The organism is Mesorhizobium sp. CNPSo 4670 (assembly GCF_057784235.1).
Genome location: NZ_JBWJFQ010000013.1, coordinates 1 through 26,548, shown reverse-complemented (window position 1 = coordinate 26,548; position 26,548 = coordinate 1). Strand labels below are relative to the sequence as shown.

The following is a 26,548-nucleotide window of genomic DNA, read 5'->3' as shown; positions in this document are numbered from 1 at the left end:
CAAGAAGCACCCTGCCAGGAAGTCTCCTGACAGGAATGGGCGAGCCGATTGCGTAGAGTGCCGATGCAGGACCCATGGTCCGGTGCAGGGAAACAACGCAATGGCCATATCGCAATTCACGGTCCAGCCGCTTCTCGACATCGGCACTGTCAGGGTGCGCGACGTCGTCTGTAGCGGGCAATGCCGGCACAGGAGCGAGGAAGAGTGCACGTCGGCGACGCATCTTGTGTTTCCCTATCGCGGCGTCTTCGTGCGCCATGTCGGCCGCAATGACGCCGTCGCCGAAGCCAATCAGCTGCTGTTCTTCAACGAGGCGGAAGCCTATCGGATCAGCCACCCCGTCGAGGGTGGCGACGCCTGTCTCGATCTCGTCGTCGAGGAGGCACAACTGCTGGAGCTGGCGCCGAAGGAACAATTGCGCAGCGGCGCCACCCCGGCATTTCGTCGCCAACGCCGACGCATCGACCCGAGGGCCCAGGCTTTGGTGGCTTTGCTGCGCCACAGCCTCAGCCGCAACGTCGCGGAAATACTCGAGGCCGAAACCCTGGCGCTGACGCTGGTGCGGCGCTCTCTCGGCGAGCGGACCTCGCATGTCGCCGGCGCCAGCACGAGCCGGCAGAAACTGGTCGACCGCGCCAAGCTCGTTTTGTCCTCGGATCTATCGCGACGCTGGACGCTGGCAGAAATTGCCGCCGAGGTCGGCGTCTCGCCGGTCTACCTGACGCAAGTGTTCCAGCAGGTCGAGGCCATGCCGCTCTATCGCTATCATCTGCGCCTGCGGCTGGCACGTGCGCTCGACCTGCTTGGCCGCTACGACAATCTGACGACGCTTGGCATGGACCTTGGCTTCTCCAGCCACAGCCATTTCAGTTCCGCGTTCAGGCAGGTCTACGGCCGCACGCCGGCGGAATTCCAGCGCTCGATCAGGTCGCGCTGACGCAATTCCAGGAAAGTGTGAAGCGGTTTTCCGTCCGCAATTGCGTCGAAACAGAGAAAAGCATAGAGATTTCAGCCGCGCAGCGCTGCCATCGCGGCCGCATGTAGCTCCGGCGTCGCCGCCGCCAGGACATCGCCGCCCTTCTCCGCCGGCCCGCCATCGAATGCGGTGACCACGCCGCCGGCCTTTTCGATGATCGGGATCAGCGCCACGATGTCGTACGGCTTCAATCCGGGATCGGTGACGATGTCGACGCTTCCCGACGCGATCATGGCGAAGGCGTAGCAATCGGCGCCGTAGCGGGCGAGTTGGACCTGCTTCTCCAACTGGTCGTAACGCTCGCGCGCCGCGCCCTTGAACAGCGCCGGCGTGGTGGTGAACAGCGTCGCCTCGGCGAGCTTCGTCGTCTTGCGGGTTGTCAGCTTGCGCGGGCCGCCCGGCCCCTCATAGTGCGAGCCCGAGGCGTTGGCGTAGAACAGCTCGCCGGTGAACGGTTGCGACATCATGCCGGCAACCGCGTCGCCGTCGACCGTCAACCCGACCAGCGTCCCCCACACCGGCAGGCCGGAGATGAAGGCGCGCGTGCCGTCGATAGGGTCGATCACCCAGACATGCTTGCTCGAAACGTTTTCGCTGCCATGCTCCTCACCGAGGATGCCATGGTCGGGATAGTGCGCCGATATCAGCGCCCGGATGGCGCGCTCGGCCTCGCGATCGGCTTCGGTGACCGGGTCGAAACTGCCCTTTTCCTTGTTGGCGACGGCGCCCTGGCTGCGGAAGCGCGGCAAGGTTTCCGCCGCTGCCGCCTGCGCGATGCGGCGCATGAAATCGATGCTGATGTCCACCTGATTCTCCCGCATTGCAGCATGCCCAAGCCGTGCTCTGCCGCCAATTTCCTGCCAAAACAAGGGTGTTCGACGATTTTCCCGCAGCGGCACCTGTTGCCCGGATGTCACACAAGCGTCACCGAAATGCAATTTCCACATCAGAGTGAATTAAAAAAGCCTGAAGGTCGCTTGACATTTGTGCAGCGCACAATACCCTCAGCCTCGGACAGGTTTTCCTGTCCATGCCCTCCTTGGGCGTTTCCTCCCTAGACTTCGACCGTATCGTGCAAACGATGCGGTCTTTTTTTACGCCGGAGCACCCGGACCAAGGCTTCACTCAGCCGCCAGCGGCAGGTCGATGAAATGATGGTCCGGCATTGCCATCAGATCCGCCGAAAATCGCGACAGATCGTCGGCCAGCGCGTCGAAGCCGGCGGCCTTCTCGAATGTCCGCTCGTTCATGTAGAGCCCGCGATTGACTTCGATCTGCAGGGCGTGGAGATGGCGCGCCGGGCGGCCATAGTGCTCGGTGATGAAGCCGCCGGCATAGGGCTTGTTGTGGGCGACGGTGTAGCCCATGGCGGTGAGCAGGCCGATCGCGGTCTCGGTCAAGGCCGCCGTGGCCGAGATGCCGAAACGGTCACCGATGATGAAGTCGGGCCGCAAGCCGTTGTCGCCGACGCGGATGCTCGCCGGCATCGAATGACAGTCGATCAGCACGGCAAAGCCGAAGCGCGCATGGGTTCTGGTCAAGAGCCGTTTCAGCGTCTCGTGATAGGGCTTGTAGACAGCCTCGATGCGAGCGACCGCTTCGGACAGCGGCAAGCGGCCGGAATAGATATCGAGCCCCTCGCCGACCAGTTTGGGCACCGTGCCAAGCCCGCCGGCGACCCGCGCCGAGCGGATGTTGCAGAACGACGGCACCGGCTCGGCGAACATGCGCGGATCGAGTTCCCACGGCTCGCGGTTGACGTCGAGATAGGCGCGCGGGAAATTCGCCGCCAGCATCGGCGCGCCCAGCGCCACGGCGCCGCCGAACAGTTCGTCGACATAGCAGTCCTCCGACCGGCGGATGGCGTTGCGGTCCAGCCTTGCCATGGCAAGGAAGCGCTCCGGATAGTAGCGACCGCTATGCGGTGAGTTGAAGAGGAAGGGGACGCGCTGCTCGGCGCCCGACCGGATTTCGAAGGGTGGAAAGACCGAAAAATCCTCGGCTGCCGTCTTCAATTTGAGCGAACCCGCAAACACCAGTGCATCATGATGTGAAGGTGCCACCTTGCTGGCCGCGTGTCCAGTATTTCAGCAGCAGCACAGGCCGGGCAAATATGAACCGTCCCGGCTCACGTTCACTTGATGTTTACCCTCACCTCCTCATATACAGGATGGTTAACGGGCTTGCCCAACGGCAATCTCGAGCGGGTGATTCGGACGGGACATCATGGCACGCATTCTTCTGGCGGAAGACGACGACGATATGCGTCGGTTCCTCGTCAAGGCGCTGGAGCGCGCCGGTTACCAGGTCAGCGATTTCGACAATGGCGCCAGCGCCTACGAGCGGCTGCGCGAGGAACCATTCTCGCTGCTTCTGACCGACATCGTCATGCCGGAGATGGACGGCATCGAACTGGCGCGCCGCGCCACCGAGATCGATCCCGACCTCAAGGTCATGTTCATCACCGGTTTCGCTGCCGTTGCGCTGAACCCGGATTCCAAGGCGCCTAAGGACGCCAAGGTGCTGTCGAAGCCGTTCCACCTGCGCGACCTCGTCAACGAGGTCGAAAAGATGCTGCAGGCGGCCTGAGCCGCTTTCCGAGTAAGGCGTAAGCACCCTTGTCGCCACTGCGGCGAGACGACGCCTTCTTTCCTTTTTCCTGCTATTGACGCGCTGGATCAAAAATGGTGTATGCGCGGCTTCGGATGGGCGTGTAGCTCAGCGGGAGAGCACTGCATTGACATTGCAGGGGTCACAGGTTCAATCCCTGTCACGCCCACCATCCAATCCCAGACGATCGATACATTGCGCTGAGTTTCCGCTGGCCTGGCATCCAAGGGCCGGCTAGCCCTGCTTTTCCTTGTAGAGCAGCAATTCGGGCCGGTATTCGAAATGCATGGTGTCATAGTGATACCAGCGCCCACCCCAGATAAAACCCTGCCTTTCAAACAGCGTGACGATTGATAAGGGAATGCGGTTCTTGAACGGGATCCGGCCCTTGCTGTCGGGCTTATTCCAGAACCAATAGTCGGAATAACCGACATTGATGTCGAATGCGGCCCCGAAGGAATGGACGCTGAGTTGATCCGTGCCGGCGATGACCCGCCAATTGAAACCGCCGCCCGGCTTGAGGCCGAAGCGGCTCATGTCGGCGGGCAACTCCTGCAAGGCATTCGAGATTTTGGCGAGGCGCTCGTCAACACCGAAGAGTGAGGTTATCCGAACCGGATACTTGCCCAGTTTGGGCAGCCATTTGACAGTCGTTAAATGATGGCCGACCGCCGCGGCACTGGCCCCATAGAGTTTTTTGAAAAAAGCCTCGTTGCGAATCCGCCCCGGATCGAAATCCACGTCAGGGACAAGGTCTCCGGCACTGGCTGTCGGATAAACGTAGTGGAACATGTCCTCGATATCGGGGGACTTGATCAACTCCTCGGGCGTGCGCGCCTTGCCATCATCCCACACCATCGTGGCACCATCCGACCACGTCACTGTATTGCCCGAGATGGTAAAAAGGCCAGGGTAAGCTTCGAGCAGCGCAGCCTTGGCGTCAGCCTGATCGACGCCATCACCGCCTTGCGCGGCTGACAAGGGGATCGCCGCCATCAAAACCACGAAAACGACCGAAATCCTTAGCCTCATCGCCAGCATGTCCCCACGAAATCGCACGCCTACGATTTCGATCATAAACGAAAAGGAATTGGGATCAGGGCACGAGCCCACATCTATTCAGAGACGCTTGCGACGGCACACAAACTTCTCATCCTGGCCACCGCCAGCTCCGGATCGGCCAGCAACCCGGCCTGGTCGGCAAGGCGGAAGATATCGGCATAGTGACGGATACCGCGCGCCGACTGCATGCCGCCGACCATGGCGAAATGGTCCTGATGGCCGTTCAGCCAGGCCATGAAGACGATGCCGGCCTTGTAGTATTCGGTCGGCGCCTCGAAGATCTTTCGCGATAGCGGCACTGTCGGCGCCATCAGCGCGTCATAGCCGGCACGGTCGCCGTCCGCCAGCTTCGCCAGTGCAGCATTGGCGACCGGCGCGATCGCATCGAAAATGCCGAGCAGCGCGTGCGAGTGTCTCCTGCTGTCGCCGGCGATCAGCTCGGGATAGTTGAAGTCGTCGCCGGTGAACATGACGACGCCGTCCGGCAGCCGGTTCCTGAGCGCGACCTCCTTGCCGGCATCGAGCAGCGAGATTTTTATCCCTTCCACCTTGCCGGCATGGCGTTCGATGATGGCGACGACGGTGTCGAGTGCGGCCTCGAAATCGCCGCTGCCCCAGTAACCTTTCAGTGCCGGATCGAACATGTCGCCCAGCCAGTGCAGGATGACTTTGCCGGACGCCTGGCTCAGGATCCGGTCGTAGACACGGGCATAGTCGTCCGGACCCTTGGCGACAGCCGCCAGGGCGCGGCTGGCCATCATGATCGCCTTGCCGCCCTGCCCTTCGATGAAAGCGAATTGCTGCTCGTAGGCCGCGATGACATCGTCGAGCGTCCGGGCGGCGCTAGGCGCCAGATGGTCTGTTCCGGCACCCGAAGCGAGATCGGCGCCTTCGACGGTGCGCGCTTCAGCGATCGAACGGCGGATCAACTCCTGCGCACTTGTCCAGTCGAAACCCATGCCGCGTTGCGAGGTATCCATCGCCTCGGCGATGCGGAAGCCGAGCCGCCACAGGTGATGACGAAACGCCATCGTCCTGTCCCAGTCGACCACCGGCTTCGACCACGGATCGGTCATCGCAAGCGGATCGGCAACGACATGGGCTGCAGCATAGGCGATGCGCGAAAACCGCGCGCCGACCACCGGCTGCACCGGTTGGCCGACCAGCGCATAGCGGGTGCTGCGGCCACCCTCACTAGGCAAGACAATGTCCATCGTTCTCTCCCTATCGTCGTGCCTATAAATGGAACGTTCCAATAAATCAAGAACCTTTACGATTCGTCGTTCATTCGCGGAAAAATGCTGCGCCGCAACACAGAAAGCCTTATAGAGTGGGCCTGCAGGCCTTATCATGTCAATTCTTCGAAATTCGGAAAGAACCCCGATTGACTCCGAATGGGAGTAGTGATTAGAACGTTCCAATAGATCGACGTTGGAAAGCGGGAGGATGCATCTGGATGGCCAGCCGGGCCAAGGCAACGATATTCGACATCGCCCGCGAGGCAGGCGTGTCCAAATCGACGGTGTCGCTCGTGCTCCAGGGCAGCGGGCTGATCCGGCCTGAGACCGCGGTCAAGGTTCGCAAGGCGATCGAGGATGTCGGTTACGTCTACAACCGTGGCGCCGCCAACCTGCGCAAGGCTCACTCCAACGTCATCGGCATGGTCATCAACGATCTCACCAATCCCTTTTTCGCCGAACTGGCGGTCGGCATGGAGCGCGTCTTCCAGTCGGCCGGCATCGTGCCTTTCATCGCCAACACGGCGGAAAATCCGGTGCGCCAGGAAGAGGTGCTGAAATCTCTCATGGAACAAGGCGTCGCCGGCCTCATCGTGTCGCCGGCGCGCGGCACCACGCCGGGCGCTTTCCGTCGCCTGGAGATGGCGGGCGTTCCGGTCGTCTTCGCCATGCGCCGGCTGCCCGAAAGCCGCATTCCGGTGATCACGCCCGACAATCATCGCGGCGCCTACCTGGCCGCCGCCCATCTCATCGGCAAAGGACATCGCCGGCTGGCCTTCTTCGGCGGCTCGGCCGACCTCGTGGTCTATCAGGAGCGGCTGGGCGGCTTTCGCGAAGCCTGCGAGACGCTTGGCATCGCCGCCCGCGACATCACCGTGATCGAAGGCGAGACCAGCCGCAGGGGCGGCATTGCCTGCCTGGATACCGCTCTCGCAACATCCGAACCGCCGACCGCGGCACTGTGTTTCAACGATGCGGTCGCTTTTGGCGTCATGCTGGCGCTGCGCAAGCGCGGGCTTGAGCCGGGACCGGATTTCGCCGTCGTCGGCTTCGACGATGTGGTGGAGGCCGAACACTACATGCCTGCCTTGACCAGCGTTTCGGTGGACACGGCCGGCCTTGGCGAACGTGCCGCCCATGTCATGCTGAAGATGATCCAGTCGCGCACCACGCGGGCCGAAGATCATATCGGTGCGGTCAATCTGGTGATCAGGGAAAGCTGCGGCCCGGATCGCCGCGCCCGAAACAGGCCCGCAGGAATGGGGGACGCGGCATGAGCGTCAGATGGGGCTTGATCGGCGCCAGCACGATCGCCAGACAGTTCATGATCAACGCCATCCGCGCGCAAGGCGATGGCGAGATCGCGGCGGTGATGAGTTCCGGCCCCGAGCGCGCCACGGCCTATGCCAGGGAAAACAGCATCCCGCTGGCTGTTTCGACGCTTGATGCTCTGCTCGGCGCCGACATCGACGCGGTCTACATCTCGACCACCAACGAACTGCATCTCGAGCAGGCTTTGGCCGCCACCAAGGCGGGAAAACATGTGTTGTGCGAAAAGCCGCTGGCGCTGACCAGCGACGACGCGCGCACAATGGTCGCCACGGCAAAAGCCGCCGGCGTCGTGCTCGGCACCAACCACCATCTGCGCAATGCCGGCGCGCATCGCGCCATGCGTGACGCGATCGCAGCCGGCCGTATCGGCAAGCCGATCGCCGCGCGCGTCTTCCATTCCGTCTACCTGCCGGAAAACCTGCAGGGCTGGCGCATCACGAAGCCTGAGGCAGGCGGCGGCGTGGTGCTCGACATCACCGTGCACGATGCTGATACACTGCGCTTCGTGCTCGGCGACGATCCCATCGAAGTCTCGGCCTTCACGCAATCGGCCGGCATGGCCGGCAGCGGGCTGGAAGACGGCGCCATGTGCATCTGGCGCTTCAAGTCAGGCGTCATCGCCCAGTCGCATGAAGGCTTCACCACCAAATTCGCCGACACCGGTTTCGAGGTGCATGGCTCGGAGGGCTCACTGATCGCCAGGAATGTCATGACGCAGAAACCGGTCGGCTCGGTGTTGCTGCGCACGGCAAAAGGCGAAGAGGACCTTAGCTTCGACCGCGAGGACCTCTATTCCCGGTCACTGCGCCAGTTCCATGCCGCGATCCGCGGCGACGGCCAACCTTCCGCCACGGGCGAGGACGGCATCTGGTCGCTCGCTGCAGCCGAAGCGGCACTTCAATCGGCCAGCTCCGGCAAGGCAGTCAAGATCGACCCGAAACTCGGGAGCAGGAATTGAGCAAGGTCGTTTCCGCCGCTGAAGCCGCAGGCCTGATCAAGGACGGCATGGTGGTGTCCGTCTCGTCGTCGAGCGGTCTCGGCTGCCCGGACGCGGTGCTGGCCGCGATTGGCGAACGCTTCGACAGGGAAGGCCATCCGAAAGACATCACCACGCTGCACCCGATCGCCGCCGGCGACATGTATGGCATCAAGGGCATCGACCATCTGGCCAAGCCTGGCCTGTTGAAGCGCACTTTGTGCGGCTCCTATCCGTCAGGCCCGTCCTCATCCGAACCGCCGCAGATCTGGAAGATGATCGGCGACAATACCGTCGCCGCCTACAATGTGCCGTCGGGTATCCTGTTCGACATGCACCGCGAGGCCGCCGCCAAGCGGCCGGGCGTGCTGACCAAGGTCGGCCTCGACACCTTCGCCGACCCCCGCCACCAGGGCTGCGCCATGAACGCGGCTGCCAGCGAGCCGATCGTTTCGGTGCAGCAGTTCGACGGCGAGGAATGGCTCTATTTCCGCTCGATCGTGCCGCAGGTCTCGATCATCCGCGCCACAACGGCCGACGAGCGCGGCAATCTCACCTACGAGCACGAGGGCGCCTATCTTGGCGGCCTGGAGCAGGCGCTCGCCGCCCGCAACAATGGCGGCGTCGTCATTGCCCAGGTCAAGCGCGTCGTCGAGAACGGCACGCTGAAGCCGCATGATGTGCGCGTGCCCGGCGTGCTGGTCGACCACATCGTCGTCGCGCCCGACCAGTTGCAGACGACGCTGACGCCCTATGATCCGGCAATCTCGGGCGAGGTCTTCCGGCCACTGTCTAGCTTCCGCAATGCCGAAATGAACGTACAGAAGGTGATCGCGCGCCGCGTCGCCTTGGAACTGCGCGACGGCATGGCCGTCAACATCGGCTTCGGCATCTCGGCCAATGTGCCGCGCATCCTTCTCGAGGAAGGCCAGCACGGCAAGGTCACCTGGGTGATCGAACAGGGTGCCGTCGGTGGCGTGCCGCTGCTCGACTTCAAGTTCGGCTGCGCCTCCAACGCGGAGGCGATCATGCCCTCGCCGCACCAGTTCATCTATTTCCAGGCTGGCGGCTTCGACGCGTCGCTGCTGTCCTTCCTGCAGATCGACCGCCACGGCTCGGTCAACGTCTCGAAACTGTCGGCACGGCCGCATGTCACCGCCGGTGCCGGCGGCTTTGTCGACATCACCGCGCGGGCAAGGAAGATCGTCTTCTCGGGCTTCTTCAACGCCGGAGCGAAACTCTCCTTGGCCGACGGCGGCATCCGAATCGACCAGGAGGGCAAGGTCAAGAAGGTGGTCAACGAGGTCGAGCACATCTCCTTCTCGGGCAAGAGAGCGGTCGCGCAGGGACAGGACATCACCTATGTCACCGAGCGCTGCGTGATGACGCTGACGCCGGAGGGTCTGGTCGTCACCGAACTCGCCCCCGGCATCGACCTGCAGCGGGACGTGCTGTCCCAGGCCGAGATCCCGCTCGGCGTTGCCAAGGATCTCAAGACGACACCGGCAGCGCTCTACCTGGACCAGCCGATCGGTCTGTCGCTGAATGGCGGCGCCTCGCTTGGAGGCGCGCATGGCTGAGCGTCTCGTCACCTTCGAGCAGGACGGCGCCATCGGCATCGTCACCTTGCACCGGCCGGAGAAATTCAACGCGCTTGATATTCCGATGCTGCGCGCGCTGGAGGCGGCGCTGGACGAAGCGGAGATGGCGAAAGGCGTTCGTGTCGTGCTGCTGCGCGGCGAAGGCAAGGGCTTTTGCGCCGGCGGCGATGTCGAGGCGTGGGCGCACATGAGTGCCGCCGACTTCCAGGTGCAATGGGTGCGGTACGGGCATCGTGTCTTCGACCGGCTGGCGCGGTTGCGGCAGCCGACCATCGCCGTGCTGTCGGGCCATGCGTTGGGCGGCGGGCTGGAACTGGCGGTCGCCTGCGACTTCCGCGTGGCGGAGACACAGGTGAAATTGGGCTTCCCCGAAACCTCGATCGGCGTCGTCCCCGGCTGGTCCGGCACGCAACGCGCGGTGCGCCGCTTCGGCGCGCAGACGGTGCGGCGCATGGCGCTGGGCGGCGAGATTCTGCTCGCTCCTGAAGCGCTGGCGCTCGGCGTGGTCGACCGGGTGGTCGAGATCGGCGGCGGCCTGTCCGAAGCCAAGGCCTGGGCCGAAAAGATAGCCGAGCGCGGCCCACTGGCGACGGAAGCCGCCAAGCTGATGATCGCGGTCGCCGAAGGCGAGGAAAGTGCAGCGGCGACGGAAGCGCTGGCCAGCGGCTTCATCGCCCTGACCGGCGATCTCAAGGCCGGCGTCGGTGCTTTCAAGACCAAGCAAAAACCAGCATTTTCAAGAACCTAGAGAAACGAAAACTGATGAACGCCCCTCTCAACATCATCATGCCCGCCGAGGCATCCACAGCGCCAAGAACCTATCGGCTGCTGATCGACGGCAAGCATGTCGATGCCCGCGATGGCCGCATGCTGGAGCGCAAGAGCCCCGGCCACGGCTTCGCCGTCTCACACTATGCACAGGGTGGCGAAGCCGAAGTCGAAGCCGCGGTGCAGGCCGCGCACAGGGCGTTCGAGACGGGCCCATGGCCGCGCATGAAGGCGGCCGAGCGCGCCGCGATCCTGCTCAAGACGGCCGACCTGATCGAGGCACGGCTGGAGGAGATCGCCCGGCTCGACGCACTGGAATCCGGCAAGCCGATCGCCCAGGCGCGCGGCGAAATTGGTGGTGCCGTCGACATCTGGCGCTATGCCGCCTCGCTCGCCCGCACCCTGCACGGCGAATCCTACGCCAATCTCGGCGACGCCATGCTTGGCGTGGTGCTGCGCGAGCCGATCGGCGTCGTCTCGATCATCACGCCGTGGAATTTCCCCTTCCTGATCGTCAGCCAGAAACTACCATTCGCGCTCGCCGCCGGCTGTACGGCGGTGGTCAAGCCGAGCGAAATGACCTCGGCCTCGACCTTTGTTCTCGGTGACATCCTGATGCAGGCCGGCCTGCCAGCCGGCGTCGTCAACATCCTCGCCGGTCTTGGCGCCGATGTCGGCGCGCCGATGGTCAGCCATCCCCTGATCGAGATGGTCTCGTTCACCGGCTCCACCCGCGTCGGCAAGATGACCATGGCCTCGGCCGCGCAATCCTTGAAGAAAGTCTCGATGGAGCTCGGCGGCAAGAACGGCCAGATCGTCTTTCCGGACGCGGACCTCGAAGCGGCCGCGGACGCGGCGGTTTTCGGCGGCTTCTTCAATGCTGGCGAATGCTGCAATGCCGGCAGCCGGCTGATCGTGCACGAGGCGATCGCCGAGGATTTTCTCGGCGCGGTCAAGGCGCTCACCGCCAGGGTGACGGTCGGCGATCCACTCGACGACAACACCAAGGTCGGCGCGATGATCTCGTCCGACCATCTGGCCAAGGTAGCCGGCTATGTTACGGCAGCGGCAAGCGACGGTAGCAGTGTCTACAGCGGCGGCAAGCGTTTGGCCTCGAATGCCGGCCAGTACCTCGATCCCACCATCATCCGCGGCGTCACCGAGGATATGGCCATCGCGCGCGAAGAAGTGTTCGGACCGGTGCTCTCGGTGCTGACTTTTGAAACGATTGAAAAGGCGTTGCACATCGCCAACAACACGCCTTATGGTTTGTCTGCGGGCGTGTGGAGCGCCAGCATCGACACCTGCATGTCGGTGGCGCGGAGTGTGCGTTCGGGAACCGTCTGGGTAAACACGTTCATGGAAGGTTACCCCGAGCTGCCATTCGGAGGCTACAAGCAGTCCGGTCTCGGACGCGAACTCGGCAAACGCGCCGTAGAGGACTATACCGAAGAAAAGACAATCCAGTTTCATCGCGGCCAACGCACCGGATGGTGGGTCGGCTGAGTTGGGAAGAACCCGGCGGACATTCGCCGGTCGTGTAGATGCAACAAGGGAGGAAGTACATGTTGCGCAAACTTCTTATCGGAACGGCTCTCGCATCGGGCCTTGCTTTCGCGGCCCATGCCGAGGACGTCAAGGAAGTCCAGATGCTGCATTGGTGGACGTCGGGCGGCGAAGCGGCTGCTCTCAACGTCCTCAAGGGCGACCTGGCCAAGGAAGGCTATGCTTGGAAGGACGTGCCGGTGGCCGGCGGCGGCGGCGACGCAGCCATGACCGCGCTGAAGGCGATGGTCGCGGCCGGCAACTACCCGACCGCCTCGCAGATGCTCGGCTACACCGTGCTCGACTATGCGGCGGCCGGCGTCATGGGCGACCTGACCGAGACGGCGAAGAAGGAAGGCTGGGACAAGTCCGTTCCGGCAGCCCTGCAGAAGTTCTCGGTCTATGAAGGCAAGTGGGTCGCGGCTCCGGTCAACGTCCACTCGGTCAACTGGCTGTGGATCAACAAGGCCGTCATGGACAAGATCGGCGGCACCGAGCCGAAGACCTTCGACGACTTCGTTGCCCTGCTCGACAAGGCCAAGGCGGCAGGCGTGATCCCGCTCGCTCTCGGCGGCCAGAACTGGCAGGAAGCCACCATGTTCGACTCGGTCGTGCTGTCGACCGGCGGACCTGAGTTCTACAAGAAGGCCTTCAACGACCTCGACGACGCTTCGCTCAAGTCCGATACGATGAAGAAGTCGTTCGACAATCTCGCCAAGCTCGTCACCTATGTCGACCCGAACTTCTCCGGCCGCGACTGGAACCTGGCCACCGCCATGGTCATCAAGGGCGACGCTCTGGTGCAGGTCATGGGCGACTGGGCCAAGGGTGAATTCCACGCCGCCAAGAAGACCCCGGGCACGGACTTCCTGTGCTATCGCTTCCCGGGCACCGACGGCTCGGTGATCTACAACTCCGACATGTTCGGCATGTTCAATGTTCCGGATGACCGCAAGGCCGCCCAGGTCGCATTGGCCACCGCCACCCTGTCGAAGAGCTTCCAGTCGGCCTTCAACGTCGTCAAGGGTTCGGTTCCGGCCCGTACCGACGTTCCGGACACCGACTTCGACGCCTGCGGCAAGAAGGGCATCGCCGACCTGAAGGCAGCCAATGACGGCGGCACGCTGTTCGGCTCGCTCGCCCAGGGTTATGGCGCGCCTCCGGCGGTCGCCAATGCCTACAAGGATGTCGTCTCCAAGTTCGTCCATGGTCAGATCAAGACCTCGGACGAGGCCGTGACCGAACTGGTTAAGGCGATCGACGACGCCAAGTAAGCGCCACACACCAAACGCGCCTTCCCCGCTCCAGCGGGGAAGGCTCCGATCCGCGAACCTGGTTGGCCTCGCGTCGACGGGAGGAGCCCTATGAGCACGGTAGCGACAAGCCAGATCAAGCTGACGCCAGAGCAGGCCCGACCGCGCGCCTCGGTGCGCTCGCGCCTGCAGGACGCGCTGCCTAAGATCGTGCTGGCGCCGAGCTTCGCCATCACCATTGTCTTCGTCTACGGCTTCATCCTGTGGACGATCTATCTGTCCTTCACCAATTCCAAGACCTTCCCGTCCTATGTCATCACCGGCTCGCGCGCCTACCAGCGGCTGTGGGGCTGGACCTTCGACACCGACCCGCCATCGAGCTGGTACACGTCGATCACCAACATGGGCATTTTCGGCTTTCTCTACATCTTCATCTGCCTGGCGCTCGGCCTGTTCCTGGCCATCCTGCTCGACCAGAAGATCCGCGGCGAAGGCGTGCTGCGGCCGATCTATCTCTATCCGATGGCGCTGTCCTTCATCGTCACCGGCGTCGCCTGGAAATGGTTCCTCGATCCCGGTCTCGGCCTCGAGCAGACCTTGCATCAATGGGGCTGGACGAGCTTCCATTTCGACTGGATCAAGAACAAGGACTTCGTCATCTACACCGTGGTCATTGCCGGCGTCTGGCAGGCCTCCGGCTTCATCATGGCGATGTTCCTGGCCGGCCTGCGCGGCATCGACGGCGAGATCATGAAGGCGGCGCAGATCGATGGCGCCACCACCTTGCAGCTCTATCGCCGCATCGTCATCCCGCTGCTGCGGCCGATCTTCCTGTCGGCCTTCATCGTGCTCGCCCACCTCGCCATCAAGTCGTATGACCTTGTCGTGGCGTTGACCAGCGGCGGCCCCGGCGGCTCGGCCTGGCTCCCGTCGAACTTCATGTATGAGTACACCTTCAAGCGCAACGAAATGGCCGTCGGCTCGGCCAGCGCGGTGATCATGCTGATGACCATCATCGCCATCATCGTTCCCTATCTCTATTCGGAACTGCGGGAGAAGCCGCGATGAGCGCCGTCACCACGCCCGCCCGCCAGGCCTCAGGCGGCGTCAACGCTAGGATCGTCAACCGCATCGTCATCTACGGGCTGCTGGCGCTGTTTGCGCTGTTCTACCTGATGCCGCTGTTCGTCATGCTGGTCACCTCGTTCAAGACCATGGACGAGATCCAGAACGGCAATATGCTGGCGCTGCCCCAGGCACCGACCTTCGACCCGTGGCTGAAGGCCTGGGGCGAGACCTGTGTCGGCCTCACCTGCGCCGGCATCAAGGGCTATTTCTGGAACTCCATCAAGATGGTGGTTCCGGCCGTGCTGATCTCGACGATGCTCGGCGCGCTCAACGGCTACGTGCTGACCAAATGGCGCTTCCGCGGCGCAACGCTGGTGTTCGGGTTGATGCTGTTCGCCTGCTTCATCCCGTTCCAGTCGGTGCTGTTGCCGATGGCGACGATCCTCGGCAGCGTCGGCCGCTTCGGCGTGACGCTGCGGAACTCGGTCGGAACGAGCTTCGGACTCGGCAATTCGACGGTCAACCTCGTCTTCGTCCACGTCGTCTACGGCATCGGCTTCACCACTCTGTTCTTCCGCAACTATTACGAGGCCTTCCCGACTGAGCTGGTCAAGGCAGCGCAGGTCGACGGCGCCTCCTTCTTCCAGATCTTCCGCCGCATCATGCTGCCGAACTCGATGCCGATCTTCGTCGTCACCGTCATCTACCAGTTCACCAACATCTGGAACGACTTCCTGTTCGCCTCTGCCTATGCCGGCACCGGCGACGCGATGCCGATGACAGTGGCGCTCAACAACGTCGTCAACACCTCGACAGGCGTCGTCGAATACAACGTCAACATGGCAGCTGCGATGATCGCCGCACTGCCAACCCTTCTCGTCTATGTGCTCGCCGGCCGCTATTTCGTGCGCGGTCTGATGGCGGGCGCCGTCAAAGGATAATCTGATGGCTTTTCTGGAAATTGATGGCCTGAGAAAGCGCTTCGGCCAGGTCGAGATCCTCAAGGGGATCGATGTCGAACTCGATAAGGGCGGCTTCCTGGTTCTGGTCGGCCCGTCCGGCTGCGGCAAGTCCACCTTGCTCAACACCATCGCCGGCCTGGAGACGATCACCTCGGGCGAAATCCGTGTCGAAGGCCGCGCCATCAACGATCTGCATCCGTCCAAGCGCGACATCGCCATGGTGTTCCAGAGCTATGCGCTCTATCCGAACATGACGGTGGCCGGAAACATCTCCTTCGGCATGGAGATGCGTGGCGTGCCGGCGGCAGAGCGCCAGCAGGCCATCGACAAGGTGGCCAAGGTGCTGCAGATCGGCCACCTCCTGCAGCGCAAGCCAAGCCAGCTTTCCGGCGGCCAGCGCCAGCGGGTTGCCATGGGCCGGGCGCTGGTGCGCGACCCCAAACTGTTCCTGTTCGACGAGCCGCTGTCCAACCTCGACGCCAAGCTGCGTGTCGACATGCGCATCGAGATCAAGCGCCTGCATGCCACCACCGGCACCACCATCGTCTATGTCACCCACGACCAGATCGAGGCGATGACGCTGGCGACCAAGATCGCCGTCATGCGCGACGGCGAAGTGCAACAGTTCGGCACCCCGGCCGAGATCTACAACAACCCGACCAATCTCTTCGTCGCCGACTTCATGGGTTCCCCGGCAATGAACCTGATCCCGGCGACGATCGGCACCAACGGCAACGCGCTGTCCGTCGTGCTGCAGCGCGAGGCACGCGAGCCGATCTCGCTGCCGATGGCCAACGCCCCGGCGGGCCTGTCGGCATTCCAGGGCAAGCCGATCATCTTCGGTGTCCGCCCCGAAGCGCTGACCGATCCGGAAGGCGCCGAGCGCAATGCCTCGAACATAGCCACCGCCGACTGCTTTATCGAGGTGGTGGAGCCGGCAGGCTCCGACACCTTCGCCGTCACCAATCTCGGCGGCAAGGGCGTAGTGGCGCGGCTGCGCGCCGACGCCAACATCCAGCCCGGGACCAACACGCCGCTCGCCTTCAACCTGACCAAGGCGGTGTTCTTCGATCCGGCGACCGAAAACCGCATTCTCTGACCGAGATGACCAATCCCGATATCGTCATCATCGGCTCCGGCATCGGCGGCGCCACGATCGCCTCCGGTCTGGCCGGCAGCGGCGCCTCGATCCTGATGCTGGAGCGCGGCGAACCGTTGCCGGCAACGCCGCATGCGCGCGACACGCGTTCGATCTTCGTCGACGGTCATTACCGGCCGAAAGAGATGTGGCGCGAGGCGGGCGGTGCAGCCTTCAACCCCGGCAACTATTACTATGTCGGCGGCAATTCGAAATTCTACGGCGCCGTGCTGATCCGCTACCGCAGGGAAGATTTTGCGGCCATGGAGCATTTCGGCGGCGTCTCGCCGGCCTGGCCGTTTTCCTATGAAGAATTCGAGCCCTGGTATTCGAAGGCCGAGCAGCTGTTTCGCGTGCGCGGCTCACTGGGCGAAGACCCGACCGAGCCGTTTCATTCGATCCCCTATGCCTTCAAGCCGGTGCCCGACGAGGCGCCGATCGCCCGCGCCCGCGCCGAGCTCAAGGGCCTCGGCCTGCATCCGGCTTCGCTGCCGCTTGGCGTCGACATCGACACATGGCTGAAGGAGGGAAAGACCGGCTGGGACGCTTTCCCGAACACCGGCCAGGGCAAGGTCGACGCGCAAACGGGACCACTGACGGCGGCGCTGACCGACCCGAGCATAAAGTTAGAGACCGGCGCCTATGTCGAGTATCTCGAAGCCTCGGCCGACGGCAAAACCATCGTCGCTGTTCACTATCGCCAGAATGGCGCGTTGAAAAAACTGACGCCGAAGCTGGTCATTCTCTCCGCCGGTGCGGTCAATTCGGCGGTCATCCTGCTGCGTTCGCCGTCACCCGCCACCGGCAAGGGAGGTGGCAAGGGCCTCGCCAACCGCTCCGACCAGGTCGGCCGCAATTTCATGAACCACAATTCCAGCGCCATGCTGGCGATAGATCCGCGCCGCCGCAACGATGCCGTCTATCAGAAGACGCTGATGCTGAACGATTATTACCTCTCCGACGGCAAGGGCGGCAGGCCGCTCGGCAACGTCCAGTTGCTCGGCAAGATCGACGGCAACATCCTCAGCGCCAATGTGAAGTTCGCGCCGAAAATCGCGCTCGATTTCATGGCCGGCCATGCTGTCGACTGGTACTTGATGTGCGAGGACCTGCCTGATCCCGAAAGCCGCATCATGGTCGACGGCAAGGACATCGTCATGCAATGGCGGCGCTCCAACATGCAGTCGCTCGACGGCTTGACGAAGGTGATGCGCGAAAACTTCCGCGCCTGCGGCTATCCGATCGTGCTGTCGCGTCCCTTTGACAAGCGCACGCCGTCGCACCAGTGCGGCACGGTGAAGATGGGCGACGATCCGGCCACCGCGCCGCTCGACCCGTTCTGCCGGTCGTTCGATCATCAGAATCTGTTCGTTGTCGATGGCGGCTTCCTGCCGAATTCGGCCGCCGTCAATCCGGCGCTGTCGATCGCCGCGCAAGCGCTGCGTGTCGCCGACCATATCCGCAAGAGCGAGCTTTCCGCATGAGCCGCCCAGCGGCCATCGTCACTGGCGGCGCGCGCGGCATCGGCCTTGCCTGCGCCCATGCGCTGGCCGATGCCGGCTTCGATATCCTCGTCGCCGACCTTGCCGAAAAGCCCGCTGACGCGTTAGCCGAGGACATCACCACGCACGGCGCGAAGTTCGCCTATGTCAGCTGCGACATCGCCGATCTCGGCGGCCATGCGGCACTGGTCGATGCCACGATGCGCGCCTTCGGCCGCATCGACTGCCTGGTCAACAATGCCGGTGTCGGCGCCGTGGTGCGCGGCGACCTCCTGGAACTGAAGCCCGAGAATTTCGACAAGGCGCTCAACATCAATCTGCGCGGCACCGTGTTCCTCAGCCAGGCCGTCGCCAAGGCGATGCTGGCTGTACCCGGAGATCACCCGAAATCGATCATCACCATCACCTCGGTCAGCGCCGAAATGGCGTCGCCGGAACGGCCGGACTACTGCATCTCGAAAGCCGGCCTGTCGATGTGGGTGAAGACCCTGGCGCTCAGGCTCGCCGCCGAGGACATCGCTGTGTTCGAGGTGCGGCCGGGCATCATCCGAACCGACATGACATCAGGCGTCACCGCCAAATACGGCGCCTTGATCGACGGCGGGCTGGTGCCGGCAAAGCGCTGGGGCGAAGCATCGGACATCGGTGCCGTGGTGGCGACGCTTGCCGGCGGCAAGCTCGGCTTTTCGACCGGCTCGATCATCAATGTCGACGGCGCGCTCTCCGTGCCGCGGCTGTAAGGTGGATAGTGTCATGACCGACTACATCATCGTGGGCGCCGGCCCGGCCGGCTGCGTTCTGGCCAACCGGTTGAGCGAGGATCCGACGCATCAGGTGCTGCTGCTGGAAGCCGGCGGAAAAGACTGGCATCCCTACATTCACATGCCGGCGGGCTTCGCAAAGATGACCAAGGGCATTGCTTCGTGGGGCTGGTCGACCGTTCCGCAGAAGCACATGAAGGACCGCGTCTTCTGGTACACGCAGGCCAAGGTGGTCGGCGGCGGTTCTTCCATCAACGCCCAGATCTACACGCGCGGCAATGCCCGCGACTATGACGCCTGGGAGAAGGAAGAGGGCCTCGCCGGCTGGGGCTATCGCGATGTGCTGCCCTATTTCAAGCGCGCCGAGAACAACCAGCGCTACGCCAACGACTTTCATGGCGACCAGGGCCCGCTCGGCGTGTCGAACCCGATTTCGCCGTTGCCTATCTGCGAGGCCTATTTCCGCGCCGGCCAGGAGATGGGCATTCCCTTCAACCCGGATTTCAACGGCGCCAGCCAGGAGGGCGTCGGCTACTATCAGCTGACCCAGAAGGATGCGCGGCGTTCCTCCGCTTCGGTCGCCTATCTCAAGCCGATCCGCGCTCGCAAGAACCTCACCGTCAGGACCGACGTGCTGGTGACCCGCATCGTCGTCGAGAAAGGCCGCGCCATCGGTGTCGAGATCGTCGACAGGCCGGGCGGCGAGAAGAGAATCCTGCGCGCAGACCGCGAGGTGATCGTCTCGTCCGGCGCCATCGGCTCGCCTAAGCTGTTGATGCAGTCCGGTATCGGGCCGGCCGACCATCTCAAATCGGTCGGCGTTACGCCGGTGCATGACCTGCCCGGCGTCGGCTCCAACATGCAGGACCATCTCGATCTTTTCGTCATCGCCGAATGCACCGGCGACCACACCTATGACAATTACGCCAAGCTGCACCGCACGGCCTGGGCCGGTCTGCAATATCTGCTGCTGAAGAAGGGCCCGGTGGCTTCCAGCCTGTTCGAGACCGGCGGCTTCTGGTACGCCGACCCGACCGCCGCCTCGCCCGACATCCAGTTCCACCTCGGCTTGGGCTCCGGCATCGAAGCCGGCGTCGAGAAGCTGAACAACCCGGGCGTCACCCTGAATTCCGCCTTCCTGCGGCCGCGCTCGCGCGGCACGGTGCGGCTGAAGAGCGCCGACCCGGCCGACCATCCGCTGATCGATCCGAACTACTGGTCCGATCCCTACGATCGCGCCATGTCGATCAAGGGATTGCGGCTGGCGCGCGAGATCATGCAGCAGAAGGCGCTTGCGCCCTACGTGTTGCGCGAAGTGCTGCCCGGCCCGTCGCTCGCCAGCGACGACGAGCTGTTCGACTATGCCTGCCGCAGTTCCAAGACCGACCATCATCCGGTCGGCACCTGCCGCATGGGCCATGACGATATGGCCGTGGTGACACCCGATCTGCGGCTGCGCGGCATCGAGGGCCTGCGGGTCTGCGACGCCTCGGTGATGCCGCGCGTGCCCTCCTCCAACACCAATGCGCCGACCATCATGGTCGGCGAGAAGGGCGCCGACCTCATCCTCGACCGCGAGCCGCTGCCGCCCGCGGTATTTTCCGGAAACCGGGCGGCTTAGGAGCAAAGATGATCAGGCACTGCGTCTTCGCCAGGTTTCGCAACGATGTTCCCGCCGCCGAGCGCATGGCGATCCATGCCGATCTCGAGGCGCTGCGACAGGTGATCGACGGCATGGACACGGTCCAATTCAGCGCCAATGTCAGCCCGGAGCCGTTCGCACGCGGCTTCACCCATGGCTTCACCATCGATTTCCGCGACGCCGCCGCCCGCGACGCCTATCTGGTGCATGAGGCGCATCAGCGCGCCGGCACCCGACTGGTTGCCGCACTCGAAGGCGGCACCGACGGATTGATGGTCTTCGATCTCGAGCTTACGAAAAAGTGACCGCCGGTTTTTCGAAAGCCGGCTGACCAGCTGTTCTCTTTTGCCGACCGGGCGACATATCGTTGCCCGGGGACGGCAAAGGAGGAAGGTCTTGAACCTCAATTCCCAACAGAAAAAAACCGTCCTGGCTTCATTTCTGGGCTGGACGCTCGACGCTTTCGATTTCTTCCTCCTGACATTCCTGCTCACGGATATTGCGACTGAATTCCAGACTGACGTTCCGGCCGTCTCGAAGGCGCTGTTCCTGACTTTGGCGACACGCTTCATCGGCGCCTTTTTCTTCGGCATGCTTGCCGACAGATACGGGCGCAAGCCCATCCTCATGCTCAACATCGTCAGCTATTCGGTGATTGGCGCGCTGGCCGCCTTCTCGCCCAATCTCGGCATCTTCCTGGCACTGCGCGCCCTGTTCGGCATTGCCATGGGCGGCGAATGGGGACTTGGCAGTTCGCTCGCCATGGAGTCCATCCCGCCCAGCGCGCGCGGCATGGTCTCGGGCATCCTGCAATGCGGCTATCCGACCGGCTACCTCTTGGCGGCAGTGGTCTATGGCTTGCTCTATCAGCAGACGATCGGCGGCTACACGATCGGCTGGCGCGCCATGTTCCTGCTCAGCTTCGTGCCGGCATTGATCGTGCTGTTCATCCGCTCGCACGTGCCGGAATCGCCGGCCTTCGTCGACGCGCAGAAGACCGCGAGGCCGGGACTGTTGGAAACGCTGCAAAAGCACTGGGGCGTCGCCCTCTATGCCGTCGTGCTGATGATGTTCTTCAATTTCTTCAGCCATGGCACGCAGGACCTCTACCCGACCTTCCTGAGGAAGCAGCACGGGTTCGATCCGCATACGGTGAGCTGGATCACCATCGTCGCCAACATCGGCGCCATCGTTGGCGGCCTGGCATTCGGTGCTTTGTCCGAGAAGATCGGCCGCATCAACGCCATCACCCTGGCGTGCCTGATCGCCTTGCCGTCGATTCCGCTGTGGGCCTACAGCACCACGCCCTTCATGCTCGCCATTGGCGCCTTCGTCATGCAGGTCGCGGTCCAGGGCGCCTGGGGCGTCATCCCGGTGCATCTCAACGAGCTTTCGCCGGGGTCCGTGCGGGCGACCTTGCCCGGCTTCATCTATCAGGCCGGTAATCTCGCAGCGTCCTATGGCGGCCCTTACCAGGCAGGCATAGCGGAGGCCCCTGGGGGTAGCTATGGCTACGCTCTGGCGGTTTTTGCCGGGGTGGTTGCCGTCTGCATCATCGTCGTCATCCGCTTCAGTCCGGAGCGACGCGGCCAGGTAATGACAGTGCTGGGCTGACCGCAGCGGTTAACCCAGTCGGAGTGCAACGACGCCGGCGACGATGCTGAGCGTGGCGGCAGCGCGCCAGCTGGTCATCTTCTCGCCGAGGGCGAAGACCGAGATCATCATGGCGAACAGGATCGAAGTCTCGCGCAGCGACGCCACCGAGGCGATCGGCGCCTTGGTCATTGCCCACATCACGATCCAATAGGCCGCACCGCTGAGTACGCCGGTGAACAGGCCCACCTTCCAGTCGCGCGCCAGCACCGGCAGCGCTTTCGGTCCACGGAAGATCAGGCATAGCACCAGCGCTCCAACGGCATCGCAGATGAACAGCCAGGCGGCGTAGCTTTGCGCCGTGGCGGCCAGCCGCGCGCCGCTGCCGTCGGACAGCGTATAGCTGGCGATGAAGATCGAAGTGCCCAACGCAAAGCCGACCGCGCGCAGGTTCAGCTTTTCCAGATGCGCACCGCCGCGAAACGACATCACCAACGTGCCGGCCGACAGCAGGAAAATGCCAAGAATGGCAAGCGGCGCCGGCACCTCGGCGACCACGAACATACCGCCAAGGGCTGCCAGCAAAGGTGCCGTGCCACGCGCCAGAGGATAGGTCTGGGCGAAATCGCCGGCCTGGTAGGCGCCAATCAGGAAGGTCCGGTAGCCCATATGGAAGATCACCGAAGCGATGATGTAGGGCCACACCTGCGCCTTCGGCACTTCGACGAAAGGCAGCACGACAAGGGCGGCAGCGCCCATGCCGAGCGTCATCAGCGTGATCGACAGGAAGCGGTCGAGATGCACCTTGACCAGCGCGTTCCAGATCGCGTGCATGGCGGCGGCGGCAAGCACCGCGAAGAAGACGAAGGGCGTCATTGCCGGCTCATCCGCCGCGCAGCACGGCGAGCGGCGTTTCGAGGTCGATGTCGATCCGCAGCGGGAAATGGTCCGATGCGACCTCGCCGACATCGGCGCCGACCGAGCGGACGCGCCCGGCAAACATGCCGCCGACGAAGCAATGGTCGAGCCGGCGTTTGGCCAGTTTACCGTCGATGGTCTTCAAATGGGTGTGGAAATCCGCGGTCGGCTGGCTGGCAACGGCGGCGGCATCGACGAAGCCATCGAGGTAGGCGGCGCCGCGATGATAGGGCGCACTGCCGACGATGCGGCCATATTCGGCGCTGCCCGGCTCCATGTTGAAATCGCCCATCCAGATCGCTTCCAACGGATTTTCCGGCTCCGGCTCGCCATTGCTCCAGTTGCGCACCGGCTCGTCATCGACGCCGCTCCACGGCCCGCCCTCGCGGGTCGCACGGCGATGTTCGCCCAAGAGGTAATCGATCTGCTCCAGTCGCTCCTCCGCCGCGATATGGGCGAGATGCAACGAAAACACCCGAACCGGGCCGGCCGGCGCTCGGATCATGCATTCAAGCGCCGCGTTGCGCGTGTTGAGCGGCCGCAGCGTGCGGCGCATCGGCAGCGCATGCAGCCGCGACCAGACGATCGGCAGCTTCGACAGCACCATCGTGCCGAACTGCCGGCGTCGGTTGATCGGACGGGCGTCGCGCTGCTCGCTGGCGTCCATGTCGAAGGCCGGACCATAGACCCAGTGATAGTCGGGCAGCAGGCGCGAAAGCAGCTCCGGCTGGTCGTCGTAGTTGCTGCGCTGCCAGTGCCGTTCGACTTCCTGCAGCGCGATGATGTCGGCGCCGGCGACGATGCGGGCGGCACGCGAAAGATCGTAGCGGCCGTCGCTGCCGAACCCGTACTGGATGTTGTAGCTGACCAGCTTCATTGCTTATCCGGCTCAATTTCGATGATGGCAGTAGCGGTTCGGCAGATTGGTTGCAATGTGCAGGGAAATGGCAGCGGCTTGGGCCAGATATCTCACGTCGTCAGCGGCTGGAAACTTCCAGCTGGCGATGCCGCCAGTTCCGACCAGTCGATTTCCTCTTCAAGCCGGTGATAGGCCTCGTCACCGATTGTGCCGTTGCGGCGCAGCTCCTCGAGCGTGTCGCGCTGGCGGTTGATGGCATAGAGGCGCAGCCGGTCATATTCGGTTGCCGCCTGTGCGTCCTCCGGGTTTTGAGCGATTAGGCGCTGAGCCTCATACTGCTCGCGCACAACAGCAGCAGCCGCCGATGTCTTGCGGCTCAACACGTCAAGGGCTGCCTGCATGATGGCGACTCGCGCCTGCGCCACCTCGTTGTCGATCGTTCTGTCCGGGTCGAAGTTGAGTATCCGCAGCAGCGGCTTCAGGGTCATGCCTTGCAGCACCAGCGTGCCGAGAACGACCGCGAAGGCGGCAAGCACGATCGGATCACGGCCGGGAAAACCCGCCGGCAGCGCAATGGCCACCACCAACGTCACCAGCCCCCGCATGCCGCACCAACCGACGAGCACCGCGCCGCCAAACGTCGGCACATCTCGCCTTTGGCCTTCGCTGCCGAAGCGGGCCAACCATCGGATGATCGCAACGTAACTCCCCACCCAGACGAGGCGCGCCACGACGACGACGGCCAGCACCGTTGCAGCGAAGAGAAAGGCTTCGCCTTGCCCTTCGCCGGAGAGGCGGCCGACGATCGATCGTGCCTGCAGGCCCATCAGCACGAAGGCCAGCACGTTGAGCACGAAGACCGCCGACTCCCACACCGAATAGGTGCTGACGCGCCGCCTGGCCGACATGCGGCGCGGCGCCATCCGCGCAATGGTCATGGCGTAGACGACGATGGTGATGATGGCCGACAGGCCAAGCCTGTCGGCCAGGATCCACACCCCGAATGTCCCGGCGAATTGCACCACGGTGCTGCTTGCCGCATCCTCGATCCGGCTGAGCGTCAGCAGCGAAAAGCGGCCTAGCAGATAACCCGCGACGAGGCTGCCAATCGTCGACAGCAGGATCGTCGGGATGGCGTTGCTCAGCATGATGGAGCCGAGCGCTGCCGAAACCGCCAGGCGGTAGATCAGGAGTGCGGTGGCATCGTTGAGCAGGCTCTCGCCCTGCAGGATGGCGGTGATGCGGTGCGGCACCTTGAACTGCCCGAGTACGGCGGACGCCGCGACCGCATCGGGCGGCGCGACGATGGCGCCGAGCGCGATTGCCGCCGCGATCGGCAGCCCGGCCATCTTCCAGCCAACGAAAGCAACGACCACCGTGGTGAAGACGACGGCGCCGAGCGCCAGCAGCGCAAGCGGCAGCCGGTAGCGGTTGAGATCCCGCAACGATGTGTCGTAGGCGGCATCCAGAAGCACCGGTGCAATGAACAGGGCAAGAGCCAGTTCCGGATCGATTTCGATCATTGGCGCACCGGGCACGAAGGCAATCCCAACCCCGGCCAAGGCCAGCAGGGACGGATAGGGAATCTCCAGCCGTCGCGACAGCGCCGTTAGCGCCACGGCAGTCAAAAGCAGGACAAGCGTCAGTTCGAAAAGAGCCATGGCCTGTTACCCCCGTGATGCTGCATTGTCGGCAGTGGCAAGCCAGCAAGATGCTGTTGATTGGCCATTGCGCACAAGCCCCGTGGCAGTATGTCCAGCAGTCACTTGCGGCGTAAGAGTCCGACGATGATCCTGATTGGCCAATTTGACTCCCCCTTCGTTCGCCGCGTCGGCATTGCGATGACCTTATACGGCATCGCCTACGAGCACCGTCCATGGTCGGCCTTCGGCGATGCCGACAAGATCCGGCCCTACAACCCGCTGGCCCGCGTGCCGACCCTGGTGCTGGACAATGGCGAGGTGCTGATCGAAAGCCATTTGATGCTCGACTATCTCGACAGCCTCGTTCCGGCCGAGCGGAGGATTTTTCCGACGACCGAACCGGCGCGTCACCACGCGCTGCGGATATCAGCTCTGGCAACCGGCCTCGGCGACAAGGCGGTCAGCCTGTTCTACGAGACGCGGCTGCATGAGAAAGTTTCCGACCTTTGGGCCGAACGCTGCCGCACACAGATCGAGGCTGTCCTTGCAGTCTTGGAAGCCGATCGTCAGGGAAGGTCGACACCTTACTGGTTCGGCGACCGCATCGGCCATGCCGACATCGCGGTCACCGCCGTGCTCCGCTTCATCGGCGAGGCGCATCCGGGGCTTGTGTTGCTTGCCGACTTCCCGGCGCTGGACGCACATGCCGCAAAAATGGAAGCGCTGCCGGTCTTTCAGACAGTCATGCAGCCATTCATAGCGCCGGCCTGAGGGTTCTTCCTCTGCCCCGTCCGCTCTACCGCCTAAGGCTTGTTGAGATTCGGGATTCCCCCTGAGCCTGGATTGTGATTCAAGCTTTGGATGGAACGATTTGTGCTGACGGACGCCCAATGGGCGAAGATGGAACCGCATTGCCTGGGTAAGCCAAGCGATCCCGGACGAAGTGGCGGTGACAATCGCCGCTTCATCGAAGCCTTGCTTTGGATCGTGCGGACAGGAAGTCCGTGGCGTGACCTTCCAGCCTTCTTCGGGAGCTGGAACACCGTTTTTAAGCGCTACCGCGATTGGGTCAAAGCCGATGTTTTCGTTCGGCTTTTCGAA

General features: G+C 63.4%; 25 protein-coding genes and 1 tRNA gene. 19 read left to right on the top strand and 7 right to left on the bottom strand.

Annotation, left to right across the window (positions count from 1 at the left end):
* Nucleotides 1-106: 106 nt before the first annotated feature.
* A complete protein-coding gene (locus AC0ZT5_RS21120) occupies nt 107-937 on the top strand; it encodes a helix-turn-helix domain-containing protein (protein ID WP_488498122.1) in 831 nt (276 codons plus the stop codon).
* Nucleotides 938-1,008: 71 nt separating this feature from the next.
* Here AC0ZT5_RS21120 and hisN read toward each other — a convergent pair whose 3' ends face one another.
* Both hisN and AC0ZT5_RS21110 read right to left on the bottom strand, forming a co-directional pair.
* Entirely contained in the window at nt 1,009-1,782 is a 774-nt protein-coding gene (gene hisN, locus AC0ZT5_RS21115; protein WP_488498009.1) for a histidinol-phosphatase, read from the bottom strand.
* A 315-nt stretch (nt 1,783-2,097) separates the two neighbouring features.
* The gene (locus tag AC0ZT5_RS21110) at nt 2,098-3,039 is read right to left on the bottom strand and encodes an N-formylglutamate amidohydrolase (RefSeq protein WP_488498008.1); all 942 of its coding nucleotides are present in this window, start codon (nt 3,037-3,039) and stop codon (nt 2,098-2,100) included.
* Between the two features lie 163 nt (nt 3,040-3,202).
* Here AC0ZT5_RS21110 and cpdR point away from each other — a divergent pair, with 163 nt between their 5' ends.
* Together cpdR and AC0ZT5_RS21100 are read left to right on the top strand one after the other, a co-directional pair.
* Nucleotides 3,203-3,565, top strand: a complete 363-nt coding sequence (gene cpdR, locus AC0ZT5_RS21105; RefSeq protein ID WP_006199474.1) for a cell cycle two-component system response regulator CpdR — start codon at nt 3,203-3,205, stop codon at nt 3,563-3,565.
* Nucleotides 3,566-3,683: 118 nt separating this feature from the next.
* Nucleotides 3,684-3,758: transfer RNA gene (locus tag AC0ZT5_RS21100), tRNA-Val, on the top strand.
* Nucleotides 3,759-3,820: 62 nt separating this feature from the next.
* On the opposite strand, the gene AC0ZT5_RS21095 is transcribed toward AC0ZT5_RS21100, so the two are convergent.
* Together AC0ZT5_RS21095 and AC0ZT5_RS21090 are read right to left on the bottom strand one after the other, a co-directional pair.
* Entirely contained in the window at nt 3,821-4,627 is an 807-nt protein-coding gene (locus AC0ZT5_RS21095; RefSeq protein ID WP_488498007.1) for a M15 family metallopeptidase, read from the bottom strand.
* Between the two features lie 74 nt (nt 4,628-4,701).
* Nucleotides 4,702-5,862, bottom strand: coding sequence for a dihydrodipicolinate synthase family protein (locus AC0ZT5_RS21090; protein WP_488498006.1), 1,161 nt, complete (start codon nt 5,860-5,862; stop codon nt 4,702-4,704).
* A gap of 242 nt (nt 5,863-6,104) precedes the next feature.
* Between AC0ZT5_RS21090 and AC0ZT5_RS21085 the strand changes: the two genes are divergently transcribed.
* The 14 genes from AC0ZT5_RS21085 to AC0ZT5_RS21020 all read left to right on the top strand — a co-directional run bounded on the left by AC0ZT5_RS21085 (nt 6,105) and on the right by AC0ZT5_RS21020 (nt 22,048).
* A complete protein-coding gene (locus AC0ZT5_RS21085; RefSeq protein WP_184876671.1) occupies nt 6,105-7,163 on the top strand; it encodes a LacI family DNA-binding transcriptional regulator in 1,059 nt (352 codons plus the stop codon).
* Nucleotides 7,160-8,176 (top strand): Gfo/Idh/MocA family protein, encoded by a 1,017-nt coding sequence (locus AC0ZT5_RS21080; protein ID WP_488498005.1) that lies wholly within the window; start codon nt 7,160-7,162, stop codon nt 8,174-8,176. Before AC0ZT5_RS21085 ends, AC0ZT5_RS21080 begins: the two co-directional genes overlap by 4 nt.
* On the top strand, nt 8,173-9,774 hold the full coding sequence (locus AC0ZT5_RS21075; RefSeq protein ID WP_488498004.1) for an acyl CoA:acetate/3-ketoacid CoA transferase: 1,602 nt from the start codon (nt 8,173-8,175) through the stop codon (nt 9,772-9,774). Before AC0ZT5_RS21080 ends, AC0ZT5_RS21075 begins: the two co-directional genes overlap by 4 nt.
* Complete coding sequence (locus AC0ZT5_RS21070; protein ID WP_488498003.1) at nt 9,767-10,543, top strand: enoyl-CoA hydratase/isomerase family protein; 777 nt, start codon at nt 9,767-9,769, stop codon at nt 10,541-10,543. Before AC0ZT5_RS21075 ends, AC0ZT5_RS21070 begins: the two co-directional genes overlap by 8 nt.
* A 14-nt stretch (nt 10,544-10,557) precedes the next feature.
* Nucleotides 10,558-12,069, top strand: a complete 1,512-nt coding sequence (locus AC0ZT5_RS21065) for an aldehyde dehydrogenase family protein (RefSeq protein WP_488498002.1) — start codon at nt 10,558-10,560, stop codon at nt 12,067-12,069.
* A 59-nt stretch (nt 12,070-12,128) separates the two neighbouring features.
* Complete coding sequence (locus AC0ZT5_RS21060) at nt 12,129-13,382, top strand: ABC transporter substrate-binding protein (protein ID WP_056595179.1); 1,254 nt, start codon at nt 12,129-12,131, stop codon at nt 13,380-13,382.
* A 90-nt stretch (nt 13,383-13,472) separates the two neighbouring features.
* Nucleotides 13,473-14,429, top strand: coding sequence for a carbohydrate ABC transporter permease (locus tag AC0ZT5_RS21055; protein WP_488498001.1), 957 nt, complete (start codon nt 13,473-13,475; stop codon nt 14,427-14,429).
* Complete coding sequence (locus AC0ZT5_RS21050; protein WP_488498000.1) at nt 14,426-15,370, top strand: carbohydrate ABC transporter permease; 945 nt, start codon at nt 14,426-14,428, stop codon at nt 15,368-15,370. Before AC0ZT5_RS21055 ends, AC0ZT5_RS21050 begins: the two co-directional genes overlap by 4 nt.
* Before the next feature lie 4 nt (nt 15,371-15,374).
* Nucleotides 15,375-16,490 carry an ABC transporter ATP-binding protein gene (locus AC0ZT5_RS21045; RefSeq protein ID WP_488497999.1) on the top strand — a complete coding sequence of 372 codons (1,116 nt, stop codon included), beginning with the start codon at nt 15,375-15,377 and terminating at the stop codon, nt 16,488-16,490.
* A gap of 5 nt (nt 16,491-16,495) precedes the next feature.
* On the top strand, nt 16,496-18,013 hold the full coding sequence (locus tag AC0ZT5_RS21040; RefSeq protein ID WP_488497998.1) for a GMC oxidoreductase: 1,518 nt from the start codon (nt 16,496-16,498) through the stop codon (nt 18,011-18,013).
* Complete coding sequence (locus AC0ZT5_RS21035) at nt 18,010-18,771, top strand: 3-ketoacyl-ACP reductase (protein WP_488497997.1); 762 nt, start codon at nt 18,010-18,012, stop codon at nt 18,769-18,771. Before AC0ZT5_RS21040 ends, AC0ZT5_RS21035 begins: the two co-directional genes overlap by 4 nt.
* Nucleotides 18,772-18,784: 13 nt before the next feature.
* Nucleotides 18,785-20,413 carry a GMC family oxidoreductase gene (locus AC0ZT5_RS21030; RefSeq protein WP_488497996.1) on the top strand — a complete coding sequence of 543 codons (1,629 nt, stop codon included), beginning with the start codon at nt 18,785-18,787 and terminating at the stop codon, nt 20,411-20,413.
* Between the two features lie 8 nt (nt 20,414-20,421).
* A complete protein-coding gene (locus AC0ZT5_RS21025; protein ID WP_488497995.1) occupies nt 20,422-20,739 on the top strand; it encodes a Dabb family protein in 318 nt (105 codons plus the stop codon).
* A 91-nt stretch (nt 20,740-20,830) separates the two neighbouring features.
* Nucleotides 20,831-22,048, top strand: a complete 1,218-nt coding sequence (locus tag AC0ZT5_RS21020) for an MFS transporter (RefSeq protein WP_488497994.1) — start codon at nt 20,831-20,833, stop codon at nt 22,046-22,048.
* Between the two features lie 9 nt (nt 22,049-22,057).
* Here the strand turns inward: AC0ZT5_RS21020 and AC0ZT5_RS21015 are convergent, their stop codons facing one another.
* From AC0ZT5_RS21015 to AC0ZT5_RS21005, 3 genes are all read right to left on the bottom strand, one after another.
* Nucleotides 22,058-22,903 (bottom strand): EamA family transporter, encoded by an 846-nt coding sequence (locus AC0ZT5_RS21015; protein WP_488497993.1) that lies wholly within the window; start codon nt 22,901-22,903, stop codon nt 22,058-22,060.
* Between the two features lie 7 nt (nt 22,904-22,910).
* A complete protein-coding gene (locus AC0ZT5_RS21010) occupies nt 22,911-23,822 on the bottom strand; it encodes an endonuclease/exonuclease/phosphatase family protein (protein ID WP_488497992.1) in 912 nt (303 codons plus the stop codon).
* A 92-nt stretch (nt 23,823-23,914) separates the two neighbouring features.
* Nucleotides 23,915-25,465 carry a cation:proton antiporter gene (locus tag AC0ZT5_RS21005; protein ID WP_477285828.1) on the bottom strand — a complete coding sequence of 517 codons (1,551 nt, stop codon included), beginning with the start codon at nt 25,463-25,465 and terminating at the stop codon, nt 23,915-23,917.
* A gap of 126 nt (nt 25,466-25,591) precedes the next feature.
* On the opposite strand from AC0ZT5_RS21005, the gene AC0ZT5_RS21000 reads away from it, so the two are divergent.
* The gene (locus tag AC0ZT5_RS21000) at nt 25,592-26,218 is read left to right on the top strand and encodes a glutathione S-transferase family protein (RefSeq protein WP_488497991.1); all 627 of its coding nucleotides are present in this window, start codon (nt 25,592-25,594) and stop codon (nt 26,216-26,218) included.
* Between the two features lie 102 nt (nt 26,219-26,320).
* Nucleotides 26,321-26,548 (top strand): transposase (locus AC0ZT5_RS20995; RefSeq protein ID WP_488497990.1); only part of this gene is annotated, 228 nt, incomplete at its 3' end.

Bases quoted from the DNA above. Each gene is read 5' to 3' on its own strand.
- cpdR (WP_006199474.1), top strand. From the start codon at position 3,203: ATGGCACGCATTCTTCTGGCGGAAGACGACGACGATATGCGTCGGTTC.
- AC0ZT5_RS21095 (WP_488498007.1), bottom strand. From the start codon at position 4,627: ATGCTGGCGATGAGGCTAAGGATTTCGGTCGTTTTCGTGGTTTTGATG.
- AC0ZT5_RS21090 (WP_488498006.1), bottom strand. From the start codon at position 5,862: ATGGACATTGTCTTGCCTAGTGAGGGTGGCCGCAGCACCCGCTATGCG.
- AC0ZT5_RS21085 (WP_184876671.1), top strand. From the start codon at position 6,105: ATGGCCAGCCGGGCCAAGGCAACGATATTCGACATCGCCCGCGAGGCA.
- AC0ZT5_RS21080 (WP_488498005.1), top strand. From the start codon at position 7,160: ATGAGCGTCAGATGGGGCTTGATCGGCGCCAGCACGATCGCCAGACAG.
- AC0ZT5_RS21070 (WP_488498003.1), top strand. From the start codon at position 9,767: ATGGCTGAGCGTCTCGTCACCTTCGAGCAGGACGGCGCCATCGGCATC.
- AC0ZT5_RS21065 (WP_488498002.1), top strand. From the start codon at position 10,558: ATGAACGCCCCTCTCAACATCATCATGCCCGCCGAGGCATCCACAGCG.
- AC0ZT5_RS21060 (WP_056595179.1), top strand. From the start codon at position 12,129: ATGTTGCGCAAACTTCTTATCGGAACGGCTCTCGCATCGGGCCTTGCT.
- AC0ZT5_RS21055 (WP_488498001.1), top strand. From the start codon at position 13,473: ATGAGCACGGTAGCGACAAGCCAGATCAAGCTGACGCCAGAGCAGGCC.
- AC0ZT5_RS21050 (WP_488498000.1), top strand. From the start codon at position 14,426: ATGAGCGCCGTCACCACGCCCGCCCGCCAGGCCTCAGGCGGCGTCAAC.
- AC0ZT5_RS21045 (WP_488497999.1), top strand. From the start codon at position 15,375: ATGGCTTTTCTGGAAATTGATGGCCTGAGAAAGCGCTTCGGCCAGGTC.
- AC0ZT5_RS21040 (WP_488497998.1), top strand. From the start codon at position 16,496: ATGACCAATCCCGATATCGTCATCATCGGCTCCGGCATCGGCGGCGCC.
- AC0ZT5_RS21035 (WP_488497997.1), top strand. From the start codon at position 18,010: ATGAGCCGCCCAGCGGCCATCGTCACTGGCGGCGCGCGCGGCATCGGC.
- AC0ZT5_RS21030 (WP_488497996.1), top strand. From the start codon at position 18,785: ATGACCGACTACATCATCGTGGGCGCCGGCCCGGCCGGCTGCGTTCTG.
- AC0ZT5_RS21025 (WP_488497995.1), top strand. From the start codon at position 20,422: ATGATCAGGCACTGCGTCTTCGCCAGGTTTCGCAACGATGTTCCCGCC.
- AC0ZT5_RS21015 (WP_488497993.1), bottom strand. From the start codon at position 22,903: ATGACGCCCTTCGTCTTCTTCGCGGTGCTTGCCGCCGCCGCCATGCAC.
- AC0ZT5_RS21010 (WP_488497992.1), bottom strand. From the start codon at position 23,822: ATGAAGCTGGTCAGCTACAACATCCAGTACGGGTTCGGCAGCGACGGC.
- AC0ZT5_RS21005 (WP_477285828.1), bottom strand. From the start codon at position 25,465: ATGGCTCTTTTCGAACTGACGCTTGTCCTGCTTTTGACTGCCGTGGCG.
- AC0ZT5_RS21000 (WP_488497991.1), top strand. From the start codon at position 25,592: ATGATCCTGATTGGCCAATTTGACTCCCCCTTCGTTCGCCGCGTCGGC.